Below are 4,126 nucleotides of genomic sequence, written 5' to 3'. Positions count from 1 at the left end.
TCGGCGGGGCTTTCTGGAGCAGCTGGACCTGCGCCCGGAAATTCCCGCCAAGCTGCCGCTGACGATCGCGTTTATCGACCTGGACGACTTCAAATTTGTCAACGACGTCTACGGGCACGTGGTCGGCGACCTGGCCTTGAAGAATCTGGCCGGGCACTTGATCACAAATTTCCCGCCTGAGACCTTGATTGGCCGGACCGGCGGGGATGAATTCTGCGCCGCGATTCCCAAAGACAAGGCTGAGGCCCGGAAGCTGGTTGAGGAAGCGGTCAGGGGGGTGCAGGAATTTACCGCTGATGGCAAGCAGGTCAGATATACGATTTCGGCTGGCTATGCCGACTTCCCAAGCCAGGCCGACACGGTCAAGGACCTGGTCACCCAGGCGGACGCGGCCTTGTATGCCGCCAAAATGCACGGCAAGCACGCGGCCAAGCACTTTGAACCGGAAATGAAGCGGGTCAAGCGGGCCCAGCTCGGCTTCAACGTCAAGAACGTTGCCCAGGGACTGCCGGGCGGGATCTTGATCTACCGGGCGGATGACCAGGAGCGGGAGATTCTTTTTGCCAACGACTACCTGGTTTAGCTGATGGGCTGCAGGAGCTATGAGGAATTTCTGGCTTATACCAAGTCCAGCTACAACAACTTCGTTATCCCCGACGACTTTGCTGAAGCTGAGCAAGCCATCAGCCTGCAGCGGCAGAGAAAAGAGACCGACCCTGACAAGAGCCTGTTTTTGAACTACCGGGCCCGGGCAAAGAACGGGGAAGTCCGGCGCTTGAGCACCTTGGGCCGGTACGTCGAGGACGATTATTACGGCGATGTCTTCGTCGTCTTCGTTCTGCCCGACGATCTTTCCATGGGGAGAAAAAAGCGTTAGAAATGAAAAAAGGAAAGCCCAGCAGGGCTTTCCTTTTTATGTTTGGTTCGCCTTACTGGCGGAAGTCGACAGCAAAGCGGGCCAGCAGAACCATTAAGAGCAGCAGGAGGTTCAGCCAGAGAAAGCCCGATCCCAAAGAGACCGGGGCAATCATTTCGCCTGCTGTCAAAAGCAGCATTCCGGTCAGGGCAAAGAAGACCCCGCGGTCGCTCAGGCTGTTTACCTGCAGGCTGAGCCAGCATTCGCCGACCAACATGATGATAAAAATCGATTCGGCGATGATGGAGGGCGCGAAAGTACTCCAGCCCATCAATTTGGCGGAATTGCAGAAGTCGGCCAGGTTGAGGGCGGCTTCCCAGAGAAGGAAGAGGCCGAGAACGAAACTGATCGCCTGCAGAATTTTCGTGATAATTTTCAAAAGGGGCACCTCGCTTTTTTAGATTGACATTTCCTCAAGTATAATGCGGAGAATTTTTTTGAGCAAACGCATAGGATTTGTTGAAAAAACTTGTTTAATTCCAACAAATTTCTTATTTTTTCACATGTTTTGCTATGCAATCAAAGCAAGCAAAGAGGCTCCAAGAACAAACTTGGAGCCTCTTTATTACGCGATGTTTTTCAAAATATTGGTGCGGTACAAGAGCAGGTTGATCAAGACGATCCCGCTGGTTACCAGGAAGACGGCGTTGTAGCCGAGGTGGGCCGAGACGGTGGACCCGAGGATCGGGCCGAAAATGTTGCCGATGTACATGGCACTTTGGTTCCAGCTGAAGACCCGGCTGGTCAGCTGCTTGGGACTGTACTTGGTCAGCATGGTCTGCACCTGCGGGAAGAGGCAGGCGTCAGTGAAGCCGATCAAGAAGCGGCAGACCCCCAGTTCAACCGTGTTGCGGACGAAGGCCGTCAGGAAAAAGAGGATGACTGAGCCGATCAAGCCGCCCAAGATGATCTTGTGGGTTCCGATCCGGTCGCCCAGGCCCCCGAAGTAAGAGGCTGCCGCCACCGTAGCAATCCCCGGCAGGGCCGCGATGACCCCGCTGATGAAGACCACCTGGCCGGAATTGTGCATCAGGCTTCTGACATACAAGGAAACGATCGGGTTGATGGAGTTGTTGGCCGCCTGGATGATCAAGGTGGTCAGCAGCAATCCCAGGATCAGCTGGCCGCTGGAGAACTGCTTGATAGTGTCCTTGAAGCTGCCGCGCTCGGTGCTCTTGACCGGCACGAAGTCGCTTTCGTTGACGAAAAGGACTGACAAAATGAAGCAGATGAAGAGCAGGGAACCGGTGATGAAGAAGGTCACCCGGTAGCTGAAGGCCTGAGAGAGCGCCCCGCCGACGAAAGGCCCCAGCAATTGGCCGCCAGTCGTGGCCGAGCTCATGATGCCCAGGGCCTTGCCGGCCTTGTTTTTAGGCGTTTCAGCGGCGATCAAGGCATTGGAGTTGGAGATGAAGCCGGCGAACACGCCCTGCATCCCTCTCAAAAACAGCAGCTGCCAGACGTTCTGCGCCAGGCCCATGCAGGTGAAGACGATGGCCATGCCCAGGGAGGCCCGCAAGATCATCGGCTTGCGACCCTTTTTGTCAGCCAGCCTCCCCCACATCGGGGAAACCAGGGCGGCAACGACATAGACTGCTGAGAAAACGATCCCCGACCAGAAGCTGAGCTGCTGGTGGCTGAACTTTCCCAGAGTGTCAATGTACAGGGACAAAAAGGGGGTAATTTCTGAAAAGGCGATGCCAGCCAGGAAGACGCTGACCGCCGAAACTTGCAGATTTCTTTTCCATACGGGCTTCTTTTGCACTCTAAGACCTTCTTTACACTAGCTGTTAAAAAACTTTACATATCTTTTACGATACTCTTGCCTAAAAAATAGTCAAGAAAAAAAGGCCCTCTGGTCAGAAGAGAGCCTTTTCAAGCGGAAAATCTTAAACTTTGCTTTATCTGTCGTTGTCAGCAATCCCGAAGATCTGCAGGAACTGCAGGAAGAGGTTGACGAAGTCCAAGTACAAGAGCAGGGCCCCGTTGACCGCCAGGCCGAGTTCCGGAACCTGGCCGCCGTAGCTGGCGTAGATGCTCTTCATCTTCTGGGAGTCCCAGGCAGTCAGGATCGTGAAGATGATGACGCCGATGATGGAGAAGATGAAGCTGGCAGCGGTGCTTCTCAAGAAGATGTTGACCAGGCTGGCCACGATCAAGCCCCAAACGGCAGCTGAAGCGTAGGCGCCAATGGTGTCAAGGTTCTTCTTGGTGACAGTGCCGTAGGCGGCCATGCCGATGAAGACCGCGGCGGCTGAGATGAAGGCCCCGCCGATCTGGGCGCCGGTGTAGGCGAAAGCGAGCAGGGAGAATTCCAGCCCGTAGACAAAGGCGATCGCCATCAGCATGAAGAAGGCGGTTGTCGGTTTCCGGGTAGCCTTAAAGCTGATGGCCACGCTCAAAATGACCGGCAGCAAGAGCAGGACCCAGAGGAAGACCCGGTTGGTCAACAGCGGCAGCAGGCTGCTTGAGAAGACGGTCAGGGTCAGGTAGGCCGTCAAGGCCGAGACCAGCACGGCCAGGCCCATGATTGAGTACATTTTGGTTAAAAAGCCGTTGAGCGCGGAGTCATCGACGATGTGCCGGCGCTCTTGTTCAGGCGAGACGTTAAACATGATTTTTTCGCTCTTTCTAAAAAACTGTTTGCAAAAATTCCCCGGCTGCCCCCGGCAGCCAACTTGCTTTTTAGGGTTAGCTATAACGATAACATAGCCCATAAAAAAAGCAAGCCGGACGGTTTTGCCTAAAGAAAAAATCAAGAAATTCCGGCTTGGACGAAAAGAAAAGCGCCTTATCATTGAAGAAAGCGGATAAAAGGTTCAAAATTAATAGCTAGAGGAGGTCAAAATATGTCAAAAGAATATGCTGATCGGCCAATCGGCGTTTTTGATTCCGGGCAGGGCGGGCTGACCGTGCTCAGCCGGCTGGTTGATCTGATGCCAAACGAAGACTATGTCTTCTATGGTGATTCGGCTCATGCCCCTTATGGCGTCAAGAGCAAAGAAGAGGTTTACGAGCTGGCCAGGAAGGTGGTCGAGGAAATGATCGCCCGCCACCAGGTCAAGGCGATCATGATTGCCTGCAACACGGCGACCAGCGCGGCGGCAGACCGCCTGCGGCAGGAATATTCCCTGCCGATCATCGGGATCGAGCCGGCCGTCAAGCCGGCGGCTGAGGAAAATCCCGGCAAGACCGTGGTGGCCATGGCCA

6 protein-coding genes are annotated in these 4,126 nt (G+C 54.7%); 3 read left to right on the top strand and 3 right to left on the bottom strand.

The annotated features are described in order from the left end of the window. Positions 1-583, top strand: a 583-nt coding sequence (locus tag lacNas_RS03300) for a GGDEF domain-containing protein (RefSeq protein ID WP_201346587.1), incomplete at its 5' end; no start/stop codon positions are given. 3 nt (positions 584-586) lie between these two features. Further along, complete coding sequence (locus lacNas_RS03295) at positions 587-877, top strand: PAS domain-containing protein (protein WP_244660666.1); 291 nt, start codon at positions 587-589, stop codon at positions 875-877. Between the two features lie 52 nt (positions 878-929). Here the strand turns inward: lacNas_RS03295 and lacNas_RS03290 are convergent, their stop codons facing one another. From lacNas_RS03290 to lacNas_RS03280, 3 genes are all read right to left on the bottom strand, one after another. Then, complete coding sequence (locus lacNas_RS03290; protein ID WP_244661414.1) at positions 930-1,304, bottom strand: hypothetical protein; 375 nt, start codon at positions 1,302-1,304, stop codon at positions 930-932. A 177-nt stretch (positions 1,305-1,481) separates the two neighbouring features. Then, positions 1,482-2,681 carry an MFS transporter gene (locus lacNas_RS03285; RefSeq protein ID WP_201330834.1) on the bottom strand — a complete coding sequence of 400 codons (1,200 nt, stop codon included), beginning with the start codon at positions 2,679-2,681 and terminating at the stop codon, positions 1,482-1,484. Positions 2,682-2,817: 136 nt separating this feature from the next. After that, positions 2,818-3,531, bottom strand: a complete 714-nt coding sequence (locus tag lacNas_RS03280) for a Bax inhibitor-1/YccA family protein (RefSeq protein ID WP_201330835.1) — start codon at positions 3,529-3,531, stop codon at positions 2,818-2,820. Positions 3,532-3,765: 234 nt separating this feature from the next. Between lacNas_RS03280 and lacNas_RS03275 the strand changes: the two genes are divergently transcribed. Then, on the top strand, positions 3,766-4,126 hold a 361-nt coding region (locus lacNas_RS03275; protein ID WP_201346586.1), incomplete at its 3' end, for a glutamate racemase.

This window comes from Lactobacillus nasalidis, from assembly GCF_016587775.1.
Lineage (GTDB): Bacteria > Bacillota > Bacilli > Lactobacillales > Lactobacillaceae > Lactobacillus > Lactobacillus nasalidis.
The sequence above is the reverse complement of the archived record's forward strand: the minus strand, read 5'-3'. Positions and strand labels throughout refer to the sequence as shown.

What these genes read in the sequence shown, in the direction of transcription:
- lacNas_RS03295 (WP_244660666.1), top strand. Translation starts at nt 587, where the DNA reads ATGGGCTGCAGGAGCTATGAGGAATTTCTGGCTTATACCAAGTCCAGC.
- lacNas_RS03280 (WP_201330835.1), bottom strand. Translation starts at nt 3,531, where the DNA reads ATGTTTAACGTCTCGCCTGAACAAGAGCGCCGGCACATCGTCGATGAC.